Raw genomic sequence first — 21,784 nt, 5'->3', positions numbered from 1 at the left:
GCTGCCGCTGTGAAAGTACTGATCGTCGGAGCCGGTCCGGCCGGGTCCACCGCCGCGTACTACCTGGCACAGGCAGGCGTGGACGTCACGGTGCTGGAAAAGACCAGCTTCCCCCGGGAAAAGGTCTGCGGCGACGGGCTGACCCCCCGGGCCGTCCGCGAGATCCAGAAGCTGGGCCTCCCACACCCCGAGCAGGACGGCTGGCGCCGCAACAAGGGCCTGCGACTGATCGCGGGCGGGCGCACCATCGAACTGCCCTGGCCCGAGGTCTCCGACTTCCCGCAGTACGGCCTGATCCGGACCAGGCTCGGCTTCGACGAGGAACTGGCCCGGCACGCGCAGTCCGCCGGCGCCGTCGTGCTCGAACGCCACAGCGTCACCGAGGCCCTCCGCTCCGAGGACGGCCGTGTGACCGGCGTCCGGGCCGCGCTGCTGGACGGCTCCGGCCGCAAGACGGGGGAAACCCGGGACTTCGCTGCCGACATCGTCCTCGCCGCGGACGGCAACTCCACCCGCACCGCCGTCTCGCTCGGCATCCACAAACGCGATGACCGGCCCTTGGGCGTCGCCGTGCGCACCTACTTCACCAGCCCGCGGCACAATGACGACTGGATGGAAGGCTGGCTGGAGCTTCCGGGCCGCAACGGCAAGCTGCTGCCCGGCTACGGCTGGGTGTTCGGCGTCGGCGACGGCACCTCCAACGTGGGCCTGGGCATCCTGAACTCCTCGAAGGAATTCGGCAAGATCGACTACAAGCAGGTCCTGCGCGAATGGACCGCAGGCATGCCCGCGGACTGGGGATTCACCCCCGAGAACCAGGTGGGCGAGATCCGCGGCGCCGCCCTGCCGATGGGCTTCAACCGCACCCCGCATTACTCGCCAGGGCTGCTGCTCCTGGGCGACGCCGGCGGGATGGTCTCCCCCTTCAACGGCGAGGGCATCTCCTACGCCATGGAGTCCGCCCGTTTCGCGGCCGAGTTCATCATCGACGGCGCCGCCCGGCAGCGCGCCGGCGCCTGGGGTCCAGGGTCGACGGCCGACGCCGATGCGCACCTCGCCCGGTACGCGGACTATGTCCGGGACCAGTGGGGCTCGCACTTCACGCTGGGCCGGGCCTTCGCAGCCCTGATCGGCAAGCCCACGGTCATGAAACTCGCCCTCCGGACGGGCATGCCCATCCCCCTGCTGATGCGGTTCGTGGTGCGGCTGCTGGCCAACCTGACGGATCCTGTGGCCAAAGGCTTCGAGGACCGGGTCATCCGGGTGCTGGAATCGTTGGTCCCGGCGACGTCCAACCAGTCTCCCTCCAGCGCGGACGGCCCTTCGCAGTCCAGCACCAACTCCGCGGATTCCGCAACAAAAGTTAGGGTTAACCCGTGACCAACTCTGCAGACCAAAGCTGGACGCACGCCGGACACGGCCTGCCGAGCTCTGAACCCGACCTCAACACCACCGCCATCGCCACCGGATTGCAGCTGCCGGCCGGTTTCGCGGCGATCGCGGGGGACCCGGAACTGGGTCCCGCGATCACCACGAACCTGGCGCGTGTGGAAAAGAAGCTCCGGGAAGCCATCGCCAACTCCGATCCGCTGGCGGACGCGACGTCGCGCCACCTCGTCGAGGCCGGCGGCAAGCGCATCCGGCCGCTGCTGACGCTGCTCTGCGCGCACCTGGGCGACGCCTCGCTGCCCGCCGTGGTGCAGGCCGCCGTCGTCGTCGAACTCACGCACCTGGCGACGCTCTACCACGACGACGTGATGGATTCGGCGCCGTTCCGCCGCGGCGCCCCCACCGCCCACGAGGTCTGGGGCAACTCCGTCGCCGTCCTCACCGGCGACCTGATCTTCGCCCGGGCCTCCATCCTGGTCTCCGAGCTCGGCTCCCGGGCACTCGGCATCCAGGCCCGCACCTTCGAACGGCTGTGCCTGGGCCAGCTGCACGAGACCGTGGGCCCGCGCCCCGACGAGGACCCGGTGCAGCACTACCTGTCCGTCATCGCGGACAAGACCGGCTCGCTCGTGGCGGCCTCGGGCCAGCTCGGCGCGATCTTTGCCGGCGCCGACGAGGCCTACGAAGCCCTGCTCGTTGAATACGGCGAAAAAGTCGGTGTGGCGTTCCAGCTCGCCGACGACGTCATCGATGTCACCGGCATCAAGGTCAAGTCAGGCAAGTCCCCGGGCACCGACCTCCGCGAAGGCGTCCCGACCCTGCCGGTGCTGCTGCTGCGCAAGGCCGCCGAGAACGGCGACCAGTCCGCCGTCGAACTGCTGACCCTGATCGACGGCGACCTCAGCTCGGACGAGGCGCTGGCCGCGGCCGTCGCGGGCCTCCGGGAGCACCCCGTCACCGCGGAATCCTGGGTGGTGGCCCGCACCTGGGCCGATGAGGCCATCGCCGCCCTGGCCCCGCTGCCCGAAGGTGTGGTGAAGGCCTCGCTGACCAGCTTCGCGCGGGCCGTGGTGGACCGCAGCAGCTAGGCCCCGGGCGGTCTGATCCTGCTGGGTCCGCCGGGCGTCGCGCCGGAACGCGGATGTCCCGCCACCCTGTGGGGAGCGGGACATCTCACTTTTCTGCATCGGGCATCCCTGCCCGCCAACGTCCTAGTGGACGGAGGCACCCTGTCCGAGTACCCAGGTGATCCGTCCGCCCTGGTAGTCCTGTGCCACGCCTCCGCCGAAGGAATACTCCCGGGAAGTCGGATATCCAAGCCGACCGTTTTCGTATCCGGTTCCTGCCCAGGCGGTCCTGATCGCCCCCATGGAGACCTGGGACCCGGACGCCGGGGACCAGACAATCGCGCCGCCCTGGTAGTACTGGAGGACTCCGCCGTCGCGCAGTCCGGTGGCCTCCCGGCTGGTTGGGTAGCCGAGCTGGCCCTTTTCGGCTTGGTTCTGGAGCCATGTGGCGCGGATGCCGCCCATGGAGACCTGGGACCCGGAGGCCGGGGACCAGACGATGGCGCCGCCTTGGTAGTACTGGAGGACTCCGCCGTCGCGCAGTCCGGTGACCTCCTGGCTGGTTGGGTAGCCGAGCTGGCCTTTCTCGGCTTGGTTCTGGAGCCATGTGGCGCGGATGCCGCCCATGGACACCTGGGACCCGGAGGCCGGGGACCAGACGATGGCACCGCCTTGGTAGTACTGGAGGACGCCGCCGTTTCGGAGCCCGGTGATTTCTTCGCTGGTCGGGTAGCCGAGCTGGCCGTATTCGGCTGCGTTCCGGCGCCAGGTGGTACGGATCCCGCCCATGGATACATGCGCTCCGGTGGCGAGTGACCAGACGATCGCGCCGCGTTCGTAACTGCGGGACGTTCCGAAGTTGCGCAGGCCAACAACCTCAGCGGCGGTGGGCTGACCCAGAAGCGCTGCCGTCCCTGGTGTGGCGTATTTCGTACTGATGGGAGTCTTATATTCTTTGGTCCACTCGGATGTCGCCCCGGGGGCCACGACCCAAACCCTCGACGGCCGGGCGCTGACCGTGACAGTCCCCCTGCCCGGGAAGGTGCCCGCCGGCAATACCCTTCCTCCGACGATATAGTCCACACCTTCCGTGGCCGGGATGGTGTAAGTGTCCTGGGCGGTGTTTTCCTCGTCCCTGAAGACTACGGGGGCCGGAGTCACGGGGACGGGGATGTCCGTGACAGGTTCTGACGGCGCGCTTTCACTTTTGTAGGGAACAAAATTTCGGGCGCTGGCATGCGCACGGACCATCAGCCGGCGGCCGACCTCATGAGCGTAGATGTAATAAGTGGGACCGGTACCGATCGTTTTTTCTGGCGAGTCCGCATACATCCATTCGTACCCGACGTCTATGCGACCTGCGGGCTCCATGGCCGGCATTGTCGCCGTTACTTTGTGCCCTTCGGAAACCGGGCCGTTGATGGTCGGTTTCGGGGTGTTGGAAAACTCACGCAATGGCTCCATCGTGAAATTAAAGCTTGCCCAATCGATGGTGAGTGGGGCGGGATCCTTCATGTCGGACGGGTATTTTTCCACTCTCCCGTCGCTCCAATAAACGACACGGCCACCGGATCGCGAAGTTAAATCGATATGGGACAGCGTGATGGGACCGGGTTGCAGTTCACCTAACCAGGCGTACGCAGTATCACCCCCTCCGGCGCCGCACTGGGGGAAACAGGCGTCCGCCGTGCCTCCAACGCTGTCTTCGAAAAAGAAGCTGCTCCTGGGCACAATGTTCTGCGCCCGGAAGACTATTTGGACGCTGTCGTCCGCATACATGACGGCAGGCGAGCGCATTACTGCACTCATGAGTATTGGTGGTTCGATGGGGTCTGCTGCCATGGACGGTGCAGCCGACAAGGCAATTATTGCTACTACGAATGTTAAGACGATTGCTAGTGAACGACGCAGTTCAGTAAAGCATTTCATTGAAAGTTTCCCCCCCTGATACGAATGGCTAAACCATACAGGAGTCTCCGCCATGCGCCGGAGTACCAGTCGGGGCGCCGCCTGATATAGCGACCATCCGGGAAAATGCCAAAGCAGTGGAAGGCGCAAGGCATTCCTTAGTATGGTTTGCCGCAATGTCATCGGGGGGCGGAACGGTGCATTCCGGACTGGCCTTGCGGAAGCCAACGTCCGGTCGCCCCGGGCCAGTAGTGCCAGTCGCGCAAGTACGCTTAAACGGAATGGCCCCGGTTCCTCACAACGTCCGAGTCATCCGTTGTGTCGAACCGGGGCCATTTCTCCGTTCGCATCAGGTCCACCGGAGGCATTTGGTGAACCCATGAATGAGCCTATGACAAAAATGTCACACTGTCTAGCGGCCCCGTAAATCAATGTGTCACAGAGTTGTTGGTGCGGTCCGGGGCGGAGTTTCCCCAGCTTTTAGCCGTCCCGCCGTCCTGGGCCCGGCGATTCGTCGGGACACGCCGTCGAGCGCCGCCAAAGCCGGGGAGATTTGGCGGCGTGACAGTCCACATAGGCCGTTGAACGGCTCCCCGGATGTCTTGCCGGACGCTGTGCTGGAGCCATGAACCTAACCAGTTACCTCCAATACGCCGGCTCGGTGGCGCGGACCGGCACGCTTCTGCGGGCGGGATTCCCTGAACGGAGTATCAGGAACGCCATGCTGGCCGGCGACATCGTGCGGCTGCGGCACGGTGTGGTCGCGTTGCCGGCCGCTTCGCCGGATCTCGCGGCGGCGGTGCTGGCCAACGGGCTGCTGACCTGCGTATCTGCCGCCGGCCACCACAGGCTCTGGCGGCTTCATGCACACGAAAAGTTGCACCTGCTGTGCCGCCACGGAAACGCGGCCTGCTTCGTGATCCACCGTGACAGTGTGGTCCCGCCCGAGAACCCGCGTCCCGTGGCCGGCCTGACAGACACGCTTCTTCATGCGCTGCGGTGCCTGCCGCCTGTGGAATCCGCCGTCGTGGTGGAAAGCGCCGTCCTGCAGGGCCGCACCGGCCTCGACTACCTCGGGCAGAGGCTTCCCGGCACCGGAACGGAGCCGCCCGCTCCGTGCTGCGGCTCGTTGACGGAACTGCCGGCTCGGCGATCGAGGTCGTTGCACGGCTTCTATTCCGCAAGGCCGGTATCTACGCCGAGACCCAGGCGGAACTTCCCGGCATCGGCATCGTGGATTTCCTGCTGGAAGGGTTCCTGATCGTGGAGCTGGACGGAGCCACCCACTTCGAGGCGCAGTAGGTCAGGAAGGACCGGCGGCGGAACAGCACCAGCACACTGACGGGCTACGCCGTGCTGCGGTACGGCTACCAGTACATTGTCCACAACCCGCAAAAGGTCATCAACGAGGTGTGGCAGGTGCTGCGCGGCAGGGTTATCCGCTGAATTTCCCTGGCTTTGGAGGCCGGTGCCTCGAGCTACCGGCAGTCTGGCCCGACACGCCGGCCGGGCACGCCAAAGATGGGGAGAATCCGCAAAGCGCGGAGGCTCAGTCCTCGTCTTCGTCGTTGAATGCCCACTCGAAAAGGTCAAAGACGAACTCGGAGAAAGTTCCTTCTTCGCTCTTCCACTGGCCGCGGGCGTTGTTGCGGCGGTACACGATCGGGTCCGGGATGCTGAGGTCGCCAATGCGGAAGCCCCAGGTGAACTGTTCTTCCTCGTCCTCGAGGAACATCAGGAAGCCCTCGTCATCGACTTCCAGCTCCTCGGGATCCCAGAAGTAGTGGTACGCCTCCATCAGGTCTTCGCAGCCACCGAGGGCCAGGTAGAACTCCCTCAGGACCATCGGCACCTGGAACTGGTGCTCGCCGAGGGCCGCTTCCAGGTCCACGGCCAGAAGGCCGTCTTCTTCCTGCCATTCGTCTTCGAGATACTTCGGAACAAGAGCGCGGAATTTCTCGAGGAACATGTCAGTCATGGTCTTATCCTAGCTAATCCCGGGTGCCACTTTCCGCCGTGTCCTGGCCGAGGCGGTGCCAGCCGCGGACCGCCAGCGGAACGTACCAATGGCGCCGCCAGGCCGTGACCCGGAAGGCGAAAACCGTGGCCGCCACGGCACTGGCCGTCACGGCATTGAAGGTCCCTGTGATGGACAGCAGCATCGTCAGCAACGCCCCGGCGAAAGCCGGCAGGGCGTACAGGTCCTTGGGGTCGAACAACTGGGGCACCTCATTGGCGGTGATGTCCCGCAGCAGGCCCCCGCCCACCGCCGTCGTGACCCCCAGCAGGACTGCCGCGACCGGGTTCATCCCCGCGGCCAGGGCCTTAAGAGTCCCGGTGATGCAGAACAGCGCCAGGCCGCCGGCGTCGAAGAGGATCAGCAGGGAGGTGAAGCGCTGGACGCTGGAGAACAGGAAGTACACCAGCACGGTGGCGAGCAGCGGCGGAGCCAGATACGCCGGGTTGGTGAAGGCCGCGGGCGGGCCGGCGTTGATGATGATATCGCGGATGACGCCGCCGCCGAGGCTGACCACCGAGGCCAGCAGCAGGGAGCCGATGATGTCGAACTGTTTCCGCGCAGCGAGCAGGGACCCGGAGACCGCAAAGAAGAAGACTCCTGCCAGGTCCAGCCAGACCAGGACGAGGCTAAAGGAAAAAGTCATGGAGCGTCCCGGGTCGATAGCAAGGGGGCGGATGGGGCGGCTCCAAGGTTACGCTAACGGCTATGAATAGCCCCATCCTGATCGCCTGCTCGCACGGAACCTCCAGCGCCGTCGGCGCCGCTGAGGTCAACGCACTCCGGGACGGGATCGCTGCCCTGCGGCCCGGGCTGGATGTCCGTGAGGCCTACGTCGACGTGCAGGATCCCGAACTGCCGGCGGTGGTGGGCGGGCTTCCGGCGGGGGAGGCCGCCGTCGTCGTTCCGCTGCTGCTGAGCGTCGGGTACCACGTCAAAGTGGACATCGCCCACGCGGTCAAGGGCCGGCCGGACACGTTTGCGGCCGCCCCGCTGGGACCCGATCCGCGGCTGGCGGCCCTGCTGGACCAGCGGCTCCGGGAAGCCGGCGCCATCGATAGCGACACCGTGATCCTCGCCGCCGCAGGCTCCTCCGACCCCACCGCCTCAGAGAACGTGGAGAAGGTCGCAGAACAGCTGCGGGCGCTGCGGCCCAACCGGATCATTGCAGCGTACGGTGCTTCGGCCAAGCCTTCGGTGCAGGACGCCGTGCACGCGGTGCGCGAGGAGGGCGCTCTGGTCGCCGCGGGACCGCAGGGCCGGGTGGTCATCGCCTCCTACTTCCTGGCCCCCGGCTTCTTCCACGACCAGCTGGCCCAGGCCGGCGCGGACCTCGTCACGGCGGCATTGCTGCCCGCGCCGGTGCTCGCCGAGATCGCGCTGGAACGCTTCGACGCGGCCCTCGCAGCGCGGGGATGAGCGGCTTCCGGACGCGGCGAATCATGCACACGGGCCGCACCACATCAAGGGCCTCCGGCGGTTCGTGACGATTTGTTTCCCTAGGTGACCTCCCGTTTCTGACCCTTTGTGACGGGATTACGGCCGGACCTACAGTCGATCCATGACTGATACAGCTCTAGCCGGAGCGTCCGCTGACCAGGCCGCCGCAGGCGGCGCCAAGCGCCACCGTCCCGCCGCCAAGCCGCACGGCCAATGGAAAGTGGACGGCACCGCGCCGCTGAACGCCAACGAAACCTGGAAACAGGAAGACAACGGCCTGAACGTCCGCGAGCGTATCGAATCCGTCTACGCCAAGCACGGCTTCGACTCGATCGACGGCACCGACCTGCACGGACGCTTCCGCTGGTGGGGCCTCTACACCCAGCGCAAGCCCGGGATCGACGGCGGCAAGACCGCCACGCTCGAGCCGCACGAGCTGGAGGACAAGTACTTCATGCTGCGCGTCAGGATCGACGGGGGCGCCCTCAGCACCGAACAGCTCCGCGTCATCGGCCAGATCTCCGTGGACTTCGCCCGCGACTCGGCCGACCTCACCGACCGCCAGAACATCCAGCTGCACTGGATCCGGGTGGAGGACGTTCCGGAGATCTGGCGCCGCCTCGAATCCGTGGACCTGTCCACGACGGAAGCCTGCGGCGATGTGCCCCGCGTGATCCTGGGCTCCCCGGTCGCCGGCATTGCCAAGGACGAGATCATCGACCCCACACCGCTGATCCATGAGCTCGCCGAACGCTTCATCGGCGACCCCGAGCTGGCCAACCTGCCGCGCAAATTCAAGACCGCCATCACCGGCCACCCGAGCCAGGACGTGGTCCACGAGATCAACGACGTCGCCCTCGTCGGGCTGGTCCACCCCCAGCTCGGCATCGGCTACGACCTCTGGGTGGGCGGCGCACTCTCCACCAACCCGATGCTCGGCAAACGCCTGGGCGCGTTCGTCCGCCCGGACCAGGCCGCCGACGTCTGGCTCGGCGTGACCAGCATCTTCCGCGACTACGGCTACCGCCGGATGCGCACCAAGGCCCGGCTGAAGTTCCTGCTGGCCGACTGGGGGCCGGTGAAGTTCCGCCAGGTCCTTGAGGACGAATACCTCGGCTACGAGCTCGCCGACGGCCCCGCCGCGCCCAAGCCCTCCTCCCCGGGCGACCACATCGGCGTGCACGAACAGAAGGACGGGAAGTTCTTCATCGGCGCCACGCCGCTGGCCGGCCGGCTCTCCGGCAGCCAGCTCGTGAAGCTCGCGTCCACGCTGGAAGCCCACGGCTCGCAGCGGCTGCGCACCACGCCGCACCAGAAAATCGTGGTCCTCGACGTGCCCCGGGAACAGGTGGAACCGCTCGTCGCCGAGCTCGACGCGCTGGGCCTCTCCGCCCGGCCGTCCGTATTCCGCCGCGGCACCATCGCCTGCACCGGGATCGAATACTGCAAGCTCGCCATCGTCGAAACCAAGGTCACCGCGGCAACCGCGGTCGCCGAACTGGAACGCCGCCTCGCCGACCTCACCGAGAGCAAGCAGTTGCCCGCGGCGCTGTCCCTGCACATCAACGGCTGCCCCAACTCGTGCGCCCGGATCCAGACGGCGGACATCGGCCTCAAAGGCATGATGCTGCCGACGCCCGACGGCGACCCCACCCCGGGTTTCCAGGTCCACCTCGGCGGCGGGCTCGCATCCGACAGCCGCGAGGAAGCCGGCCTTGGCCGCACCGTCCGCGGCCTCAAGGTCACGGCCGGGGAGCTGCCCGACTACGTCGAGCGTGTGGTCCGGAAGTTCGTTGCCGACCGCGCCGCGGACCAGACCTTCGCGGAATGGGCCTTCGCCGCCGACGAGGGTGACCTCCAGTGACCAACGGCCCCGTTGCGCACCGCACGCACGACGAGCTCAAGGCCATCGCCGAAGCCGGCGCCGCCGAGCTCGGCTGGGATGCCCCGGCCCGCGAAGTCATCGCCTGGGTGGCACGCAACTTCGAGCTCCCCGCGGTCGCCGTCGCCTGTTCCATGGCCGACGCCGTCCTCCCGGCCCTCGTCGCGGACCAGCTTCCCGGCGTCGACGTCCTGTTCCTGGAGACCGGCTACCACTTCCCGGAAACCCACGCCACGCGCGACGAGGTGGCCGCGAACCTCCGCGTCAACGTCGTCGACGTGCTGCCGGAGAACACGGTGGAACAGCAGGACCGGCTCCTAGGCAAGGACCTCTTCGCCCGCGACCCCGCCCAGTGCTGCGCGCTGCGCAAAGTGGCCCCGCTGCGCCGCACCCTCGCCGGCTATGAACTCTGGTTCACCGGCGTCCGCCGCGACGAGGCCCCGACCCGCACCAACACCCCGCTGGTCACCTGGGACGAAACCAACGGCCTGGTCAAGGTCAACCCGGTGGCGGCCTGGAGCTTCGACCAGCTGGTCCAGTACTCGATCGACTTCCTCCTCCCCGTCAATCCGCTGCTTTCACAGGGCTACCCGTCCATTGGCTGCCAGCCCTGCACCCGGAAGGTGGCGCCCGGCGATGATCCCCGCGCCGGACGCTGGGCAGGAACCGACAAGACAGAATGCGGACTACACGTATGAGCAACTTGAGCACGACGACGATGGTCACCACCGCCTCCACAGCAGATGCCGCCCCCGCCTCTGCGCCGCGCGGCATTCGTCCTTCGGACGATGCGCGCGGCTCCGACAGGCCCGATGCCACTCCCGGGGCGGCATCGGGGTCGACGGCGGAGGCCCGCCTGAGCTCCCCGGCCCGCCTCTCCAGCCTGGACACCCTCGAGTCCGAGGCCATTCACATCATCCGGGAGGTCGTCGCCGAGTTCGAGAAGCCTGCGCTGCTGTTCTCCGGCGGCAAGGATTCCGTGGTGATGCTGCACCTGGCCACCAAGGCGTTCTGGCCCGGCAAGGTGCCGTTCCCCGTGCTGCACGTGGACACCGGCCACAACTTCCCGGAGGTCATCGACTTCCGCGACCGCACGGTGGATCGGCTGGGCCTGAGGCTCGTCGTCGGCTCCGTCCAGGAGTTCATCGACAGCGGCGAGCTGGCCGAGCGTGCCGACGGCACCCGGAATCCGCTGCAGACCGTGCCGCTGCTGGACGCGATCCAGCGCAACAAGTTCGACGCCGTCTTCGGCGGCGGCCGCCGGGACGAGGACAAGGCCCGGGCCAAGGAACGCATCCTGAGCCTGCGCGACGAGTTCGGCCAGTGGGACCCCCGCAACCAGCGGCCCGAGCTTTGGAACCTCTACAACGGCCGGCACACTGTGGGCCAGCACGTCCGGGCCTTCCCGATCAGCAACTGGACCGAACTGGATGTGTGGCGCTACATCGAGCGCGAAAACATCGAGCTGCCCGGCCTGTACTACGCCCACGACCGCGAGGTCTATGCCCGCGACGGCATGTGGCGGGCAGTCGGCGAAGTCTCCCAGCCGCGCGAGCACGAACAGGTCATCACCAAGACCGTCCGCTACCGGACCGTCGGCGACATGTCCTGCACCGGCGCCGTCGAATCGGCCGCCGCCACCGTGCGCGACGTCGTCATTGAGGTTGCCGCCTCGACCATCACCGAACGTGGGGCCACCCGTGCGGATGACCGCATTTCGGAGGCCGCCATGGAAGACCGCAAGAAGGATGGCTATTTCTAATGAGCACCGAAATCGATACAGCCCGCGCGGCTGCCCTTCTTGACGAGGCCCCCCTCGCCCACCGCATTCTGTCTTCGACCCTGTTCCGCTTCGCCACCGCCGGATCGGTCGACGACGGCAAGTCCACCCTGGTGGGCAGGCTCCTGCATGACTCCAAGGCGATCCTCGCCGACCAGCTCGACGCCGTCGCCCGCACCTCCGTGGACCGCGGGTTCGGCGGCGAAAGGGGCGGGATTGACCTCGCCCTGCTGACCGACGGCCTGCGCGCCGAGCGGGAACAAGGCATCACCATCGACGTCGCGTACCGCTACTTCGCCACGGACCGGCGCAGCTTCATCCTCGCGGACTGCCCCGGGCACGTGCAGTACACCAAGAACACGGTGACGGGCGCGTCCACCGCGGATGCCGTCGTCGTGCTCATCGACGCACGCAAAGGCGTCCTGGAGCAGACCCGCCGGCACCTGTCCGTGCTGCAGCTGCTGCGCGTTGCGCACGTGATTGTGGCCGTGAACAAGATCGACCTCGTTGACTTCAGCGAGGACGTGTTCCGGCAGATCGAAGCGGACGTCCAGCAGGTGGGGCGCGAGCTCGGGCTCGGCCGGGACGAATCAAATACAGGCGGGCTCGCAGATCTTTTCGTGGTCCCCGTCTCCGCGCTCGACGGCGACAACGTCGTGGACCGCTCGGACCGCACGCCCTGGTACGACGGCCCGGCACTGCTCGAAGTCCTGGAGACGCTGCCGGCCGCGGACGAACTCGAAAGCCACCTGGAAAGCTTCCGTTTCCCCGTCCAGCTGGTGGTCCGGCCGCAGGGCGCGCTCGCCCCCGACGCCATCGCCGGCGGACTGGACGCCAGCGCGTACCGGGACTACCGCGCCTACGCCGGCCAGATCAGCGAAGGATCGGTGAAGCTGGGAGACAAGGTCAGCGTCCTGACCCCGGGCCAGGCCCCGCGCACCACCACAGTGACCGGCATCGACTTTGCCGGAGACGAGCTCACCGAAGCCGTGGCCCCGCAGTCCGTCGCGTTGCGCCTCGCGGACGAGTTCGACGTCGCCCGCGGCGACACCATCGCTGCGGCGGGGCCCGCCGGTGGCAAAGTACCGGAAGCCTCGGCCGACCTCTACGCCGCCCTCTGCTGGCTCTCGCCGAAACCGCTCCGCGAGGGCACCAAAGTGCTGGTCAAGCATGGCACCCGCACGGTCCAGGCCCTGGTCCGGAACGTGACGGGCAAGCTGGACCTCGCCAGCTTCCAGCTCGAGCCCACCTCCACGCTGGAGCTGAACGACATCGGCCACGCCCAGCTGCGGCTCGCTGCGCCGCTTCCGCTGGAGAACTACCTGCACCACCGCCGCACCGGCGCGTTCCTCGTGATCGACCCGCAGGACGGCAATACCCTCGCTGCGGGCCTGGTCAAGGACCACCCGGGCGATCACGAGGACGAGCGCTACTCGATCTGAGGCCTGCCCGAACCGACTGAAAGTACCCTGGCTACCTGCGGGTCGCCGGACACGTGCGGGGTCGCCGTAAACTTACGGCGACCCCGCACGTGTCCGGCGAATTCGCTGCCATTGGCCCTTGCGACCCGGCCGGCGGACCATGATCATCCCCACCCTTGGTGCCGTCATCCCGGCCGCCGTGGGCGTCGACATCGGCTGCGGTATGATTGCCGTCCGCACGCAGGATGACCTCAAGGATCTGCCTAAGGAACGGAAGCGCCTGCGGGAGGGTATTGAACAGGCCATTCCGCTGTCCGCCGGCAAGTGCAACCGAAGGATCACCCCCACCGCCGAACCGCGGCTGGCCGGGCTGCGGCGAATGGCAGCGACGGCGGGCTTCGACCCCGCCCAGTACTCCGCGAACTGGAAGCTGCAGCCGGGATCGCTGGGCTCGGGCAACCATTTCATCGAAGTGTGCGCGGATGAGACGGACACCGTGCGGCTGTTCCTGCATTCAGGCTCCCGCGGCGTGGGCAACAAAATCGCGCAACGGCACATTGACGAGGCCCGGACGTCGGTCCGGATGAGGCACGTCGTCCTGCCGCACCCGGCCCTGGCCTACCTCGAGGAGGGCACCCCCGAATTCGACCGTTACATCAGGGAACTCCGCTGGGCCCAGCACTACGCACTGCTGAACCGTGAGGAGATGATGGACCGCGTGGTCCGGCAGTTTGAATCCTGGACAGGCGGTCGCGTCCGGGAAGCCGAACGGATCAACTGCCACCACAACTTCACCGCGCAGGAGAAGCACTACGGCAAGTCCGTCTGGGTCTCGCGCAAGGGGGCGATCAAGGCTGCAGCCGGGGACGCCGGGCTGATCCCCGGCTCCATGTGCACGGCGTCCGACGTTGTTGTCGGGCTGGGAACCCCCTGTCCCTGAACTCGTCGCCGCACGGCGCCGGGAGGGAATACTCGAGGACCGCCGCGAGGAAAGCCTTTTCGCTCGCCGAGCTGAAGGCCGCCATGCGGGGCATCGATTTCCGCCCCGGTGAGGCATTCATCGAAGAGATCCCGGCGGCGTACAGACCCATCGACCAGGTGATGCGCGACTCCGCCGACCTCGTCAGCATCCGGCACAAGCTGCGGCAGCTCGTCAACGTCAAGGGCGATTGATGAGCCCAAGCTCCCGGATGGCGGTCCCCACTGTCCCGGCCCGAATGTGACGTTCCGTGAACCCCTGTGACCCCGGGTTTCCGGACCGTTGAACCTCGTTCATGGCACTCCCTATGGTGAATCCATGACAACCACTGAACGCCTCTCCGGCCGCTTCCGGCGGACCGCCCTGGGGCGATGTCGCCGGCGCTGACCACCCGCCCGGCCAACCCGTCTTCCCCAGAACAGGACTTCACGCATGTCATCTACGCCCCGAAACACCGATAGCCAGAACCCCGAAAACCCGACCACCGGCACCACCCGGATCGTCGCCGGCGAGTCGGGCAAACCCAAACGCAAACGCACCCTGGAGATCAGCCTGGCCGCCGGGCTGGTCCTCCTGATCGGCGCCGGCGCCGCGGTGGCGTCGACGGTGGCCCGCAACAACGAAGGCGCGCCCGTTGCGGCCGTCGCCGACGCCCATCCGGCCGCCGAACTCAAACTCGGCTATTTCGGCAACGTCACGCACGCCCCGGCCCTCGTCGGAGTCAACCAGGGCCTGATCGCCAAGAACCTCGGAAGCACCAAACTCAGCACCCAGGTCTTCAACGCCGGCCCGGCCGCGATCGAAGCCCTCAACGCCGGGGCCATCGACGCCACCTACATCGGGCCCAACCCGGCGATCAACTCCTACGTCAAGAGCAAGGGCGAATCGATCAACATCATCGCCGGTGCCGCTTCGGGCGGCGCCCAGCTGGTGGTCAAGCCGGAGATTTCCTCGGCCGCGGGCCTCTTGGGCAAGAAGCTCGCGAGTCCGCAGCTCGGCGGCACCCAGGACGTGGCGCTGCGGGCCTGGCTCGGCAAGCAGGGATACAAGACCTCCACGGACGGCAGCGGCGACGTCGCCATCAACCCCACCGAGAACGCCCAGACCCTGAAACTGTTCCAGGACGGCAAGCTCGACGGCGCGTGGCTGCCGGAACCGTGGGCCTCGCGTCTGGTGCTCCAGGCCGGCGCGAAGGTCCTGGTGGATGAGAAGGACCTGTGGGACAAGGGTGAATTCATTACCACCGTCCTGATCGTCAACAAGAAGTTCGCCGCGGAACACCCGGCCACCGTGAAGGCCCTGCTGAAGGGCCACACCGAATCCGTGGACTGGCTCAATGCCGCCCCGGCGGCGGAGAAGGCCTCGGTCCTCAACGCCGCGCTCAAGGAATCCGCCGGGTCCGCGCTGCCGGCCGACGTGATCGAGCGGTCCCTGAAGAACATTGTCTTCACCGTGGACCCGCTCGCCGGGACGTACAAGAAACTGCTCCAGGACGGCGTCGACGCCGGAACCACCACCCAGGCCGACATCAACGGCATCTTCGACCTCACGGCCCTGAACAGTGTCCTCGGCGAGAGCAGCACGGGAACGAAGATCTCCGCGCAGGGACTCGGCAACGACTGATCCGCTCTCCCCGCACCCCCGCCACAAAAGTAAGGACGTGACCATGCCAGTCGTACTGGAAAGCCTGGGCAAGCGCTTCGGCGACGGCGCCCCGGTGCTGGACGACGTCAATGCCACCATCGGGCAGGGCGAGTTCGTCGCCCTGCTCGGTGCGTCCGGCTGCGGCAAGTCCACCCTGCTGAACATCATGGCGGGACTGGAGGCGCCGACGTCGGGAGCCCTGGAAGTGCCCAGCGACGGTGCCGCGTTCATGTTCCAGGACGCGGCGCTCTTCCCCTGGCTGACGGCGCGGGAAAACATCGAGCTGGCCCTGAAGCTCCGCGGCGTCGGGAAAGCCGAACGCCGGGTGAAGTCGGACGAGCTCCTCGACCTCGTGCACCTGGGCGGGGCGGGGGACAAGCGCCCGCACGAGCTGTCCGGCGGGATGCGCCAGCGCGTGGCCCTGGCCCGCTCGCTGGCCCAGGACCGGCAGCTGCTCCTGATGGACGAGCCTTTCGCGGCCCTGGACGCGATCACCCGGGACCTGCTCCATGACGAGCTGGAACGGATCTGGAAGGAAACCGGGCGCACCATCGTCTTCGTCACGCACAATGTCCGCGAGGCCGTCCGGCTGGGCCAACGCGTGCTGCTGCTCTCCTCACGGCCCGGCCGCGTGGTGCGGGAATGGCACGTCAGCGAAGAACACCGCACCGACGCCGGACTGGCCGGCCAGCTCACCGGCGAAATCACCGCCCGGCTACGCGAGGAGATCCGCCGCCATGCCAAGTAAGTTCCTGTCCCACTACGCGCAGGCCGCCGAGCCGGCCGAAACGTCCCTCATCCCGGGCTCAGACCCGGGAACCCGCAAGGTCCACGCCGCCCTCACACGCTCCTCCACCGGCCCGGCCGACCTGCGCGAACTTGAATCCGGGCTGGATTCCCTGCAGTCCGACGCCGGGCACAAGGCCCGCATCGACTGGAGCCGGATCCTGCTGCCGGTCGCCGCGCTCGTGGTCCTGCTGGTCGTCTGGCAGCTCTATGTGTCGCTCGGCATCAAGCGCCGAGACCTGGTCCCCGGCCCGCTCGACGTACTGGGCCAGATCGGCAATCTCTGGGCCGAGGGCAAGCTGCAGGAGGCCGTCTGGACCTCGCTGCAGCGCGGGCTCATCGGTTTCCTGATCAGCGTGGCCATCGCCACCCCGGTCGGGCTCCTGCTGGCCCAGGTGGCCCCGCTGCGCCGCGCTTTCGGACCGCTGATCTCGGGGCTCCAGGTGCTGCCTTCGGTGGCCTGGGTGCCCGCGGCGATCATCTGGTTCGGCCTGACCGACGCCACAGTGTATTTCGTGGTCTTCATGGGGGCCATCCCGTCGATCATCAACGGGCTGATCTCCGGGGTGGACCAGATCCCGCCGCAGTACCGCAGCGTCGGCACGGTCCTGGGCGCCTCCCGCCTGCAGCTGGCCCTGCAGATCATCCTCCCCGCCGCCTTGCCGGGCTACCTGAGCGGACTCAAACAGGGTTGGGCCTTCTCCTGGCGTTCCCTGATGGCCGCGGAAATCATCGCGGTGGGCGGAAGCATCGGCTTCGGGCTGGGTTCCATGCTTAACCAGGGCCGCGACCTCTCGGACATGACGGTGGTGATGGCGGCAATCCTGCTGATCCTCGCCGTCGGCATCCTGATCGAACTGCTTGTTTTCGCACCGATTGAAAAGCGCCTGCTGCGCCGCCGCGGCCTCCTCGCGGGGAGCACCCGCTAGGCGTCCCCGGCGCAACGCAACAGCAGAGCCCGACGGCGACCACCGCCGGCGGGCTCTGCTGTGTCCTCGCCCCCTCCCCGGTACTCCTTGTCCGGGCCCCCGGTACCGGCCTAGACTCACGCCTACCGGCCGGTGTGCGGCCGATCCCGTCCCAATCCTGAGGAGACAGCCGTGGCGCCAAAGTACGCAGTGCTGGCACTAGTCGAAGCCAAGCCGGGGAAGGAACAGGAGGTCTGGGACTTCCTCAACGGGGGCCGCGAGATCGTGCTCAACGAACCGGGTACCCGGACCTGGTACGCGTTCCGGGTCAACGAGAACACCTTCGGCATTTTCGACACGTTCGACACCGAGGAGGACCGGCAGGCGCACCTCAACGGGGCCATCCCGGCAGCCCTTGGCGAACACGGCCCCGCTCTGCTGGCCAAAGACCCCGACATCAAACTGGTCGAACTCATTGCGGTGAAGTAGGCGCAGGCGAGCGGTCCTGCGGCACCCGGGGGCCGCCTCCAAGGCACCCGGGGGCCGCCCAATTATGTGACGTGGCGTTACCTTGCGTGAACGGGTGTTTCCGCACCGTTGTTCCGCCATAAGACGCCGCCCTATCGTCGATGCATGCCAATTCAGGACATTTACCCCACGGCGCTGCGCCTCCTCGGCCGCCCCGTGCTCGTCGTGGGCGGCGGCCCGGTGGCCGCCCGCCGCGCCAAGGGACTGCTTGACGCCGGCGCCCGCGTTACCGCCGTCGCGCCCCTGGCCTGCCCGGCCCTGGCCGGACTTGCCGACGCCGGCCTCCTCACCTGGGAGCCCCGCCTTTACCTCCCGTCCGACATCGACGGCGCCTGGTTCGTCCAGACCGCCACAGGCGATCCCGCCGTCGACGCCCAGGTTTCGGCCGACGCCGAGGCGCGGCGCATTTGGTGCGTCAACGCCTCCGACCACGAAGCCTCCGCCGCCTGGACCCCCGCCGTCGCCGTAGTGGATGACGTGAAGATCGCTGTCAACGCCGGAGGAGACCCGCGCCGCGCCATGGCCCTGCGCGACGCCGTCGCCACCGCCCTGGAAACGGGTGACCTGCCGCTGCGCCGGCACCGTGTTTCCGGCACCGGGGCAACCACCGGATCGGTAGCCCTCGTGGGCGGCGGTCCCGGCGACACCGGGCTCATCACCGTCCGCGGCCGCCGGCTCCTGGGCCAGGCCGACGTCGTGGTGGCGGACCGCCTCGGACCGCGTGAACTCCTGGCCGAACTGGCCCCCGACGTCCGCGTCATCGAGGTCGGCAAAACCCCCGGCCACCATCCCGTCCCGCAGGGCGGGATCAACCGGATCCTGGTCGACGAAGCCCTGCAGGGTCACCGCGTGGTCCGGCTCAAGGGCGGGGACCCGTACGTCCTGGGCCGGGGCGGGGAGGAAGCCGAGTTCTGCCGGCAGCACGGCGTCGAGGTCGAAGTGGTCCCCGGCGTCACCTCGGCCATCTCCGTCCCGGCAGCCGCCGGCATCCCGGTCACGCACCGCGGCCTCGCCAAAGGCTTCAGCGTGGTCACCGGCCACGAGGAACTCTCCGAAGTCCCGGCCCGCGCCGACCACACCGTGATCCTGCTCATGGGCGTGGGCCAGCTGCGCGATTCCGCAGCCTCCCTGGCCCGCGCCGGTTTGCCTCAGGGGACGCCTGTTGGCATCGTAGAGAACGGATACCTGCCGAACCAGCGGGTGACCATCGGAACCCTCGGGACCATCGCGGACCAGGCGGAGGCCGCAGGCGTCGCGAACCCCGCCGTGATCGTGATCGGCGACGTGGTCCGCGTCAGCCCGTTCGCGCCGCCGCACTTCAAGACCGCCGACTACAGCACCACCACCCCGAACGCTCCGCGCGTACTGACCAAGTAGCCCCGAAGACCCGCGTACCAACCCCTAACACCCGTCGATTGCTCCATAACTGCCGTTATCAAGCCTCAAAAGGGCGGTATTGGAGCAACGGATGCCGAAGAACAAAGGAACACAGCCGTGTCAACGAACACCCCTGTAGGAACCGCTGCCCGCCCGCTGCGCATCGCCGTCGTCGGCTCCGGCCCCGCCGGTGTCTACGCCGCGGACATCCTCACCAAAAGCGAGGCCGTCAAGAGCGGGGAGCTCACCGTGAGCATCGACCTCTTCGACCGCTACCCGGCGCCCTACGGCCTGATCCGCTACGGCGTCGCCCCGGACCACCCGCGGATCAAGGGCATCGTGAACGCCCTGCACAAGGTCCTGGACCGCGGCGACATCCGCTTCTTCGGCAACGTCGACTACGGGACGGACCTCTCGATTGAGGACCTCCGCACCCACTACGACGCCGTCATCTTCGCCACCGGCGCCATCAAGGACGCGGACCTGAACATCCCGGGCATCGAACTCGAGGGCTCCTACGGCGGCGCCGACTTCGTCTCCTGGTACGACGGGCACCCGGACGTCTCCCGCGACTGGCCGCTGGAGGCCAAGGAAATCGCCGTGATCGGCAACGGCAACGTGGCCCTGGACGTGGCCCGGATGCTGTCCAAGCACGCCGACGACCTCCTGGTCTCGGAGATCCCGGACAACGTCTACGCCGGCCTGAAGTCCTCGCCGGTCACGGACGTGCACGTCTTCGGCCGGCGCGGGCCGGCCCAGGTCAAGTTCACGCCGCTGGAACTGCGCGAACTCTCCCACTCCAAAGACGTGGACATCATCCTCTACGCCGAGGACTTCGAGTTCGACGCCGAATCGGACCGGCAGGTCCAGAGCAACAACCAGACCAAGACCATGGTGGGCACCCTCACCAACTGGATCGCCGAACAGCCCGAGAACCTCTCCGAGCTCACGGCGTCCCGTCGGCTGCACCTGCACTTCCTGCACAGCCCGGTCGAGATCTACGGAGAAAAAACAGACAACGCCGACGCCCCCGGCCGCGTCGCCGGCATGAAGTTCGAGCGCACCGAACTGGACGGCACGGGCAACGCCCGCGGCACCGGCGAGTACATCAATTACCCGGTCCAGGCCGTGTACCGTGCCATCGGGTACTTTGGTTCTGCCCTCCCCGAGGTTGAGTTCGACCACAGCAAGGGAGTTGTCCCGAACGACGGCGGCCGCGTCCTGGATGCCGCCGGCACCCATCTGCCCGGGATCTACGCGACCGGGTGGATCAAGCGCGGCCCGGTGGGCCTGATCGGCCACACCAAGGGCGACGCCCTCGAAACTGTGACCTACCTGCTCGAGGACCGCGAAAACCTCCCGCTGGCCGCGGCGCCCGCACCGGAAGCAATCGTGGAACTCCTGGCCGGCCGCGGCATACAGTACACCAGCTGGGAAGGCTGGCTGGCCCTGGACGAGCACGAACGCGCCCTCGGCGAAAAGGCGACGGCCGCCGGCGAGTCGCACGGCGTCGCCGTCCAGCGCGAGCGCATCAAGGTGGTGCCCCGCGAGGACATGGTGGAGATCTCCCGCGGCGCCGCCGTCGAGGTCTAAGCGCCGCGCTTGCCCATTCCACACCGGTAGTCAGTAGGCTTACCGTCATGAGGCTCCGTCACAGCAATGCGTCCGGCCGCGGGTACCGCCGGGTCCCAGCCGGCACCGGGTTCAGTTACAAGGACCTCGACGGGTCCACCCTCCCTCCCGGGCCGGTGCGGGAGCGGCTGGAGGGCGTCGGGGTCCCGCCGGCCTGGACGGAGGTCTGGATTGCCCCGTACGACAACGGGCACATCCAGGCCACAGGACTCGACGCCGTGGGCCGGCGGCAGTACATCTACCATCCGGGCTGGCGCGAGCGGAAGGACCGGCGGAAGTTCGACCGTTCGCTCCAGCTGGCCGAGACCCTGCCGGCAGCCCGCCGTCTGGTGACCATGGACCTGCGCTCCGACGGGCTGACCCGGGAACGGGTTCTGGCGGCCGCGTTCCGGATGCTCGACAGCGGATCGCTGCGGGTCGGCTCGGAGCGGTACACCAACGAAAACGGCAGCCACGGCCTCGCCACCCTGCTCTGCGCCCACGTCACGGTGCGCAAGGACGAACTCCGGCTCAGTTTCCCCGCCAAGAGCGGCAAGACGTGGGAATCTCGGATCGACGACGCCGACCTCGCCGCCGTCGTGCGGCAGCTCAAGCGCCGCGGCGGCAACGCCCGGTTGCTGGCCTACAAGGACGGCCGCAGCTGGCATCCGGTGTCGAGCGCGGACATCAATGAGTACGTCAAGGAGCGAACGGGGGAGGATTTCACCGCCAAGGACTTCCGCACCCTGCGAGGGACGGCGGCGGCGGCCATCAGCCTGGCGCAGAGCGGCCCGCAGGCGAAAGTCTCGGCCCGGATGAGTGCGGTGAGCCGGTCCATGCAGGATGCGGCCGCGGTCCTGGGGAACACGCCCTCGATCGCCCGGAAAAGCTATGTGGATCCGCGGCTGCTGGACCACTTCGCGGCCGGGGAGACGATCGACCCGAGGCGGCTGGATTCCGCAGAGTCCGAGATCCGCGCCCTGCTGTACCAGGAAGGCGATGTGGTTCCGCTGCGGAAGGCCGCCGGCCAATAGCGCCGGCCTCGTC

General features: G+C 67.7%; 19 protein-coding genes and 2 pseudogenes. 18 read left to right on the top strand and 3 right to left on the bottom strand.

The annotated features are described in order from the left end of the window. The first annotated feature begins 9 nt into the window (after window positions 1-9). Window positions 10-1,380: a geranylgeranyl reductase family protein gene (locus ABIB51_RS04170; protein ID WP_354185767.1), complete on the top strand. Its 1,371-nt coding sequence runs from the start codon at window positions 10-12 to the stop codon at window positions 1,378-1,380. After that, a complete protein-coding gene (locus tag ABIB51_RS04165; protein WP_354185765.1) occupies window positions 1,377-2,477 on the top strand; it encodes a polyprenyl synthetase family protein in 1,101 nt (366 codons plus the stop codon). The genes ABIB51_RS04170 and ABIB51_RS04165 overlap by 4 nt, the downstream gene beginning before the upstream one ends. A gap of 123 nt (window positions 2,478-2,600) precedes the next feature. Here ABIB51_RS04165 and ABIB51_RS04160 read toward each other — a convergent pair whose 3' ends face one another. Beyond that, window positions 2,601-3,920, bottom strand: coding sequence for a hypothetical protein (locus ABIB51_RS04160; protein ID WP_354185763.1), 1,320 nt, complete (start codon window positions 3,918-3,920; stop codon window positions 2,601-2,603). Between the two features lie 223 nt (window positions 3,921-4,143). On the opposite strand from ABIB51_RS04160, the gene ABIB51_RS04155 reads away from it, so the two are divergent. The 3 genes and pseudogenes from ABIB51_RS04155 to ABIB51_RS04145 form a co-directional block, all read left to right on the top strand. Then, window positions 4,144-4,404 (top strand): hypothetical protein, encoded by a 261-nt coding sequence (locus ABIB51_RS04155; protein WP_354185761.1) that lies wholly within the window; start codon window positions 4,144-4,146, stop codon window positions 4,402-4,404. Between the two features lie 1,076 nt (window positions 4,405-5,480). Beyond that, window positions 5,481-5,666, top strand: a complete 186-nt coding sequence (locus tag ABIB51_RS04150; RefSeq protein WP_354185759.1) for a putative endonuclease domain-containing protein — start codon at window positions 5,481-5,483, stop codon at window positions 5,664-5,666. Window positions 5,667-5,681: 15 nt separating this feature from the next. Then, window positions 5,682-5,810, top strand: a pseudogene (locus ABIB51_RS04145) (hypothetical protein); the annotation flags it as partial. A gap of 103 nt (window positions 5,811-5,913) precedes the next feature. Here the strand turns inward: ABIB51_RS04145 and ABIB51_RS04140 are convergent. Both ABIB51_RS04140 and ABIB51_RS04135 read right to left on the bottom strand, forming a co-directional pair. After that, a complete protein-coding gene (locus tag ABIB51_RS04140) occupies window positions 5,914-6,342 on the bottom strand; it encodes a hypothetical protein (RefSeq protein WP_354185757.1) in 429 nt (142 codons plus the stop codon). A gap of 13 nt (window positions 6,343-6,355) precedes the next feature. Further along, complete coding sequence (locus ABIB51_RS04135; RefSeq protein WP_354185755.1) at window positions 6,356-7,027, bottom strand: trimeric intracellular cation channel family protein; 672 nt, start codon at window positions 7,025-7,027, stop codon at window positions 6,356-6,358. A 62-nt stretch (window positions 7,028-7,089) separates the two neighbouring features. Here ABIB51_RS04135 and ABIB51_RS04130 point away from each other — a divergent pair, with 62 nt between their 5' ends. The 13 genes and pseudogenes from ABIB51_RS04130 to ABIB51_RS04070 all read left to right on the top strand — a co-directional run bounded on the left by ABIB51_RS04130 (window position 7,090) and on the right by ABIB51_RS04070 (window position 21,771). After that, window positions 7,090-7,800 carry a sirohydrochlorin chelatase gene (locus tag ABIB51_RS04130; RefSeq protein WP_354185753.1) on the top strand — a complete coding sequence of 237 codons (711 nt, stop codon included), beginning with the start codon at window positions 7,090-7,092 and terminating at the stop codon, window positions 7,798-7,800. A 142-nt stretch (window positions 7,801-7,942) separates the two neighbouring features. Further along, on the top strand, window positions 7,943-9,685 hold the full coding sequence (locus tag ABIB51_RS04125; protein ID WP_354185751.1) for a nitrite/sulfite reductase: 1,743 nt from the start codon (window positions 7,943-7,945) through the stop codon (window positions 9,683-9,685). After that, window positions 9,682-10,401 carry a phosphoadenylyl-sulfate reductase gene (locus ABIB51_RS04120; RefSeq protein WP_354185749.1) on the top strand — a complete coding sequence of 240 codons (720 nt, stop codon included), beginning with the start codon at window positions 9,682-9,684 and terminating at the stop codon, window positions 10,399-10,401. The genes ABIB51_RS04125 and ABIB51_RS04120 overlap by 4 nt, the downstream gene beginning before the upstream one ends. Then, window positions 10,398-11,465 carry a sulfate adenylyltransferase subunit CysD gene (gene cysD, locus ABIB51_RS04115; protein WP_354185747.1) on the top strand — a complete coding sequence of 356 codons (1,068 nt, stop codon included), beginning with the start codon at window positions 10,398-10,400 and terminating at the stop codon, window positions 11,463-11,465. The genes ABIB51_RS04120 and cysD overlap by 4 nt, the downstream gene beginning before the upstream one ends. After that, window positions 11,465-12,925, top strand: a complete 1,461-nt coding sequence (locus ABIB51_RS04110) for a sulfate adenylyltransferase subunit 1 (protein WP_354185745.1) — start codon at window positions 11,465-11,467, stop codon at window positions 12,923-12,925. Before cysD ends, ABIB51_RS04110 begins: the two co-directional genes overlap by 1 nt. 142 nt (window positions 12,926-13,067) lie before the next feature. Beyond that, a pseudogene (locus ABIB51_RS04105) lies at window positions 13,068-14,077 on the top strand (RtcB family protein); the annotation flags it as partial. A 238-nt stretch (window positions 14,078-14,315) separates the two neighbouring features. After that, window positions 14,316-15,506, top strand: coding sequence for an ABC transporter substrate-binding protein (locus ABIB51_RS04100; RefSeq protein ID WP_354185743.1), 1,191 nt, complete (start codon window positions 14,316-14,318; stop codon window positions 15,504-15,506). Window positions 15,507-15,549: 43 nt separating this feature from the next. Further along, window positions 15,550-16,275, top strand: a complete 726-nt coding sequence (locus tag ABIB51_RS04095; RefSeq protein WP_354185741.1) for an ABC transporter ATP-binding protein — start codon at window positions 15,550-15,552, stop codon at window positions 16,273-16,275. After that, window positions 16,265-17,242 carry an ABC transporter permease gene (locus ABIB51_RS04090; RefSeq protein WP_354185739.1) on the top strand — a complete coding sequence of 326 codons (978 nt, stop codon included), beginning with the start codon at window positions 16,265-16,267 and terminating at the stop codon, window positions 17,240-17,242. Before ABIB51_RS04095 ends, ABIB51_RS04090 begins: the two co-directional genes overlap by 11 nt. A 171-nt stretch (window positions 17,243-17,413) precedes the next feature. Beyond that, entirely contained in the window at window positions 17,414-17,710 is a 297-nt protein-coding gene (locus ABIB51_RS04085) for a putative quinol monooxygenase (RefSeq protein ID WP_354185737.1), read from the top strand. A gap of 144 nt (window positions 17,711-17,854) precedes the next feature. Further along, complete coding sequence (gene cobA / locus ABIB51_RS04080; protein ID WP_354185735.1) at window positions 17,855-19,126, top strand: uroporphyrinogen-III C-methyltransferase; 1,272 nt, start codon at window positions 17,855-17,857, stop codon at window positions 19,124-19,126. A gap of 117 nt (window positions 19,127-19,243) precedes the next feature. Beyond that, entirely contained in the window at window positions 19,244-20,719 is a 1,476-nt protein-coding gene (locus ABIB51_RS04075) for an FAD-dependent oxidoreductase (RefSeq protein ID WP_354185733.1), read from the top strand. 47 nt (window positions 20,720-20,766) lie between these two features. Further along, window positions 20,767-21,771, top strand: a complete 1,005-nt coding sequence (locus tag ABIB51_RS04070; RefSeq protein WP_354185731.1) for a DNA topoisomerase IB — start codon at window positions 20,767-20,769, stop codon at window positions 21,769-21,771. Window positions 21,772-21,784 lie beyond the last annotated feature (13 nt).

The organism is Arthrobacter sp. UYCu712 (assembly GCF_040547005.1).
Classification (GTDB): domain Bacteria; phylum Actinomycetota; class Actinomycetes; order Actinomycetales; family Micrococcaceae; genus Arthrobacter.
The sequence above is the reverse complement of the archived record's forward strand: the minus strand, read 5'-3'. Positions and strand labels throughout refer to the sequence as shown.

What these genes read in the sequence shown, in the direction of transcription:
- ABIB51_RS04140 (WP_354185757.1), bottom strand. Translation starts at nt 6,342, where the DNA reads ATGACTGACATGTTCCTCGAGAAATTCCGCGCTCTTGTTCCGAAGTAT.
- cobA (WP_354185735.1), top strand. Translation starts at nt 17,855, where the DNA reads ATGCCAATTCAGGACATTTACCCCACGGCGCTGCGCCTCCTCGGCCGC.
- cysD (WP_354185747.1), top strand. Translation starts at nt 10,398, where the DNA reads ATGAGCAACTTGAGCACGACGACGATGGTCACCACCGCCTCCACAGCA.
- ABIB51_RS04070 (WP_354185731.1), top strand. Translation starts at nt 20,767, where the DNA reads ATGAGGCTCCGTCACAGCAATGCGTCCGGCCGCGGGTACCGCCGGGTC.
- ABIB51_RS04110 (WP_354185745.1), top strand. Translation starts at nt 11,465, where the DNA reads ATGAGCACCGAAATCGATACAGCCCGCGCGGCTGCCCTTCTTGACGAG.
- ABIB51_RS04100 (WP_354185743.1), top strand. Translation starts at nt 14,316, where the DNA reads ATGTCATCTACGCCCCGAAACACCGATAGCCAGAACCCCGAAAACCCG.
- ABIB51_RS04125 (WP_354185751.1), top strand. Translation starts at nt 7,943, where the DNA reads ATGACTGATACAGCTCTAGCCGGAGCGTCCGCTGACCAGGCCGCCGCA.
- ABIB51_RS04135 (WP_354185755.1), bottom strand. Translation starts at nt 7,027, where the DNA reads ATGACTTTTTCCTTTAGCCTCGTCCTGGTCTGGCTGGACCTGGCAGGA.
- ABIB51_RS04090 (WP_354185739.1), top strand. Translation starts at nt 16,265, where the DNA reads ATGCCAAGTAAGTTCCTGTCCCACTACGCGCAGGCCGCCGAGCCGGCC.
- ABIB51_RS04095 (WP_354185741.1), top strand. Translation starts at nt 15,550, where the DNA reads ATGCCAGTCGTACTGGAAAGCCTGGGCAAGCGCTTCGGCGACGGCGCC.
- ABIB51_RS04130 (WP_354185753.1), top strand. Translation starts at nt 7,090, where the DNA reads ATGAATAGCCCCATCCTGATCGCCTGCTCGCACGGAACCTCCAGCGCC.
- ABIB51_RS04160 (WP_354185763.1), bottom strand. Translation starts at nt 3,920, where the DNA reads ATGGAGCCATTGCGTGAGTTTTCCAACACCCCGAAACCGACCATCAAC.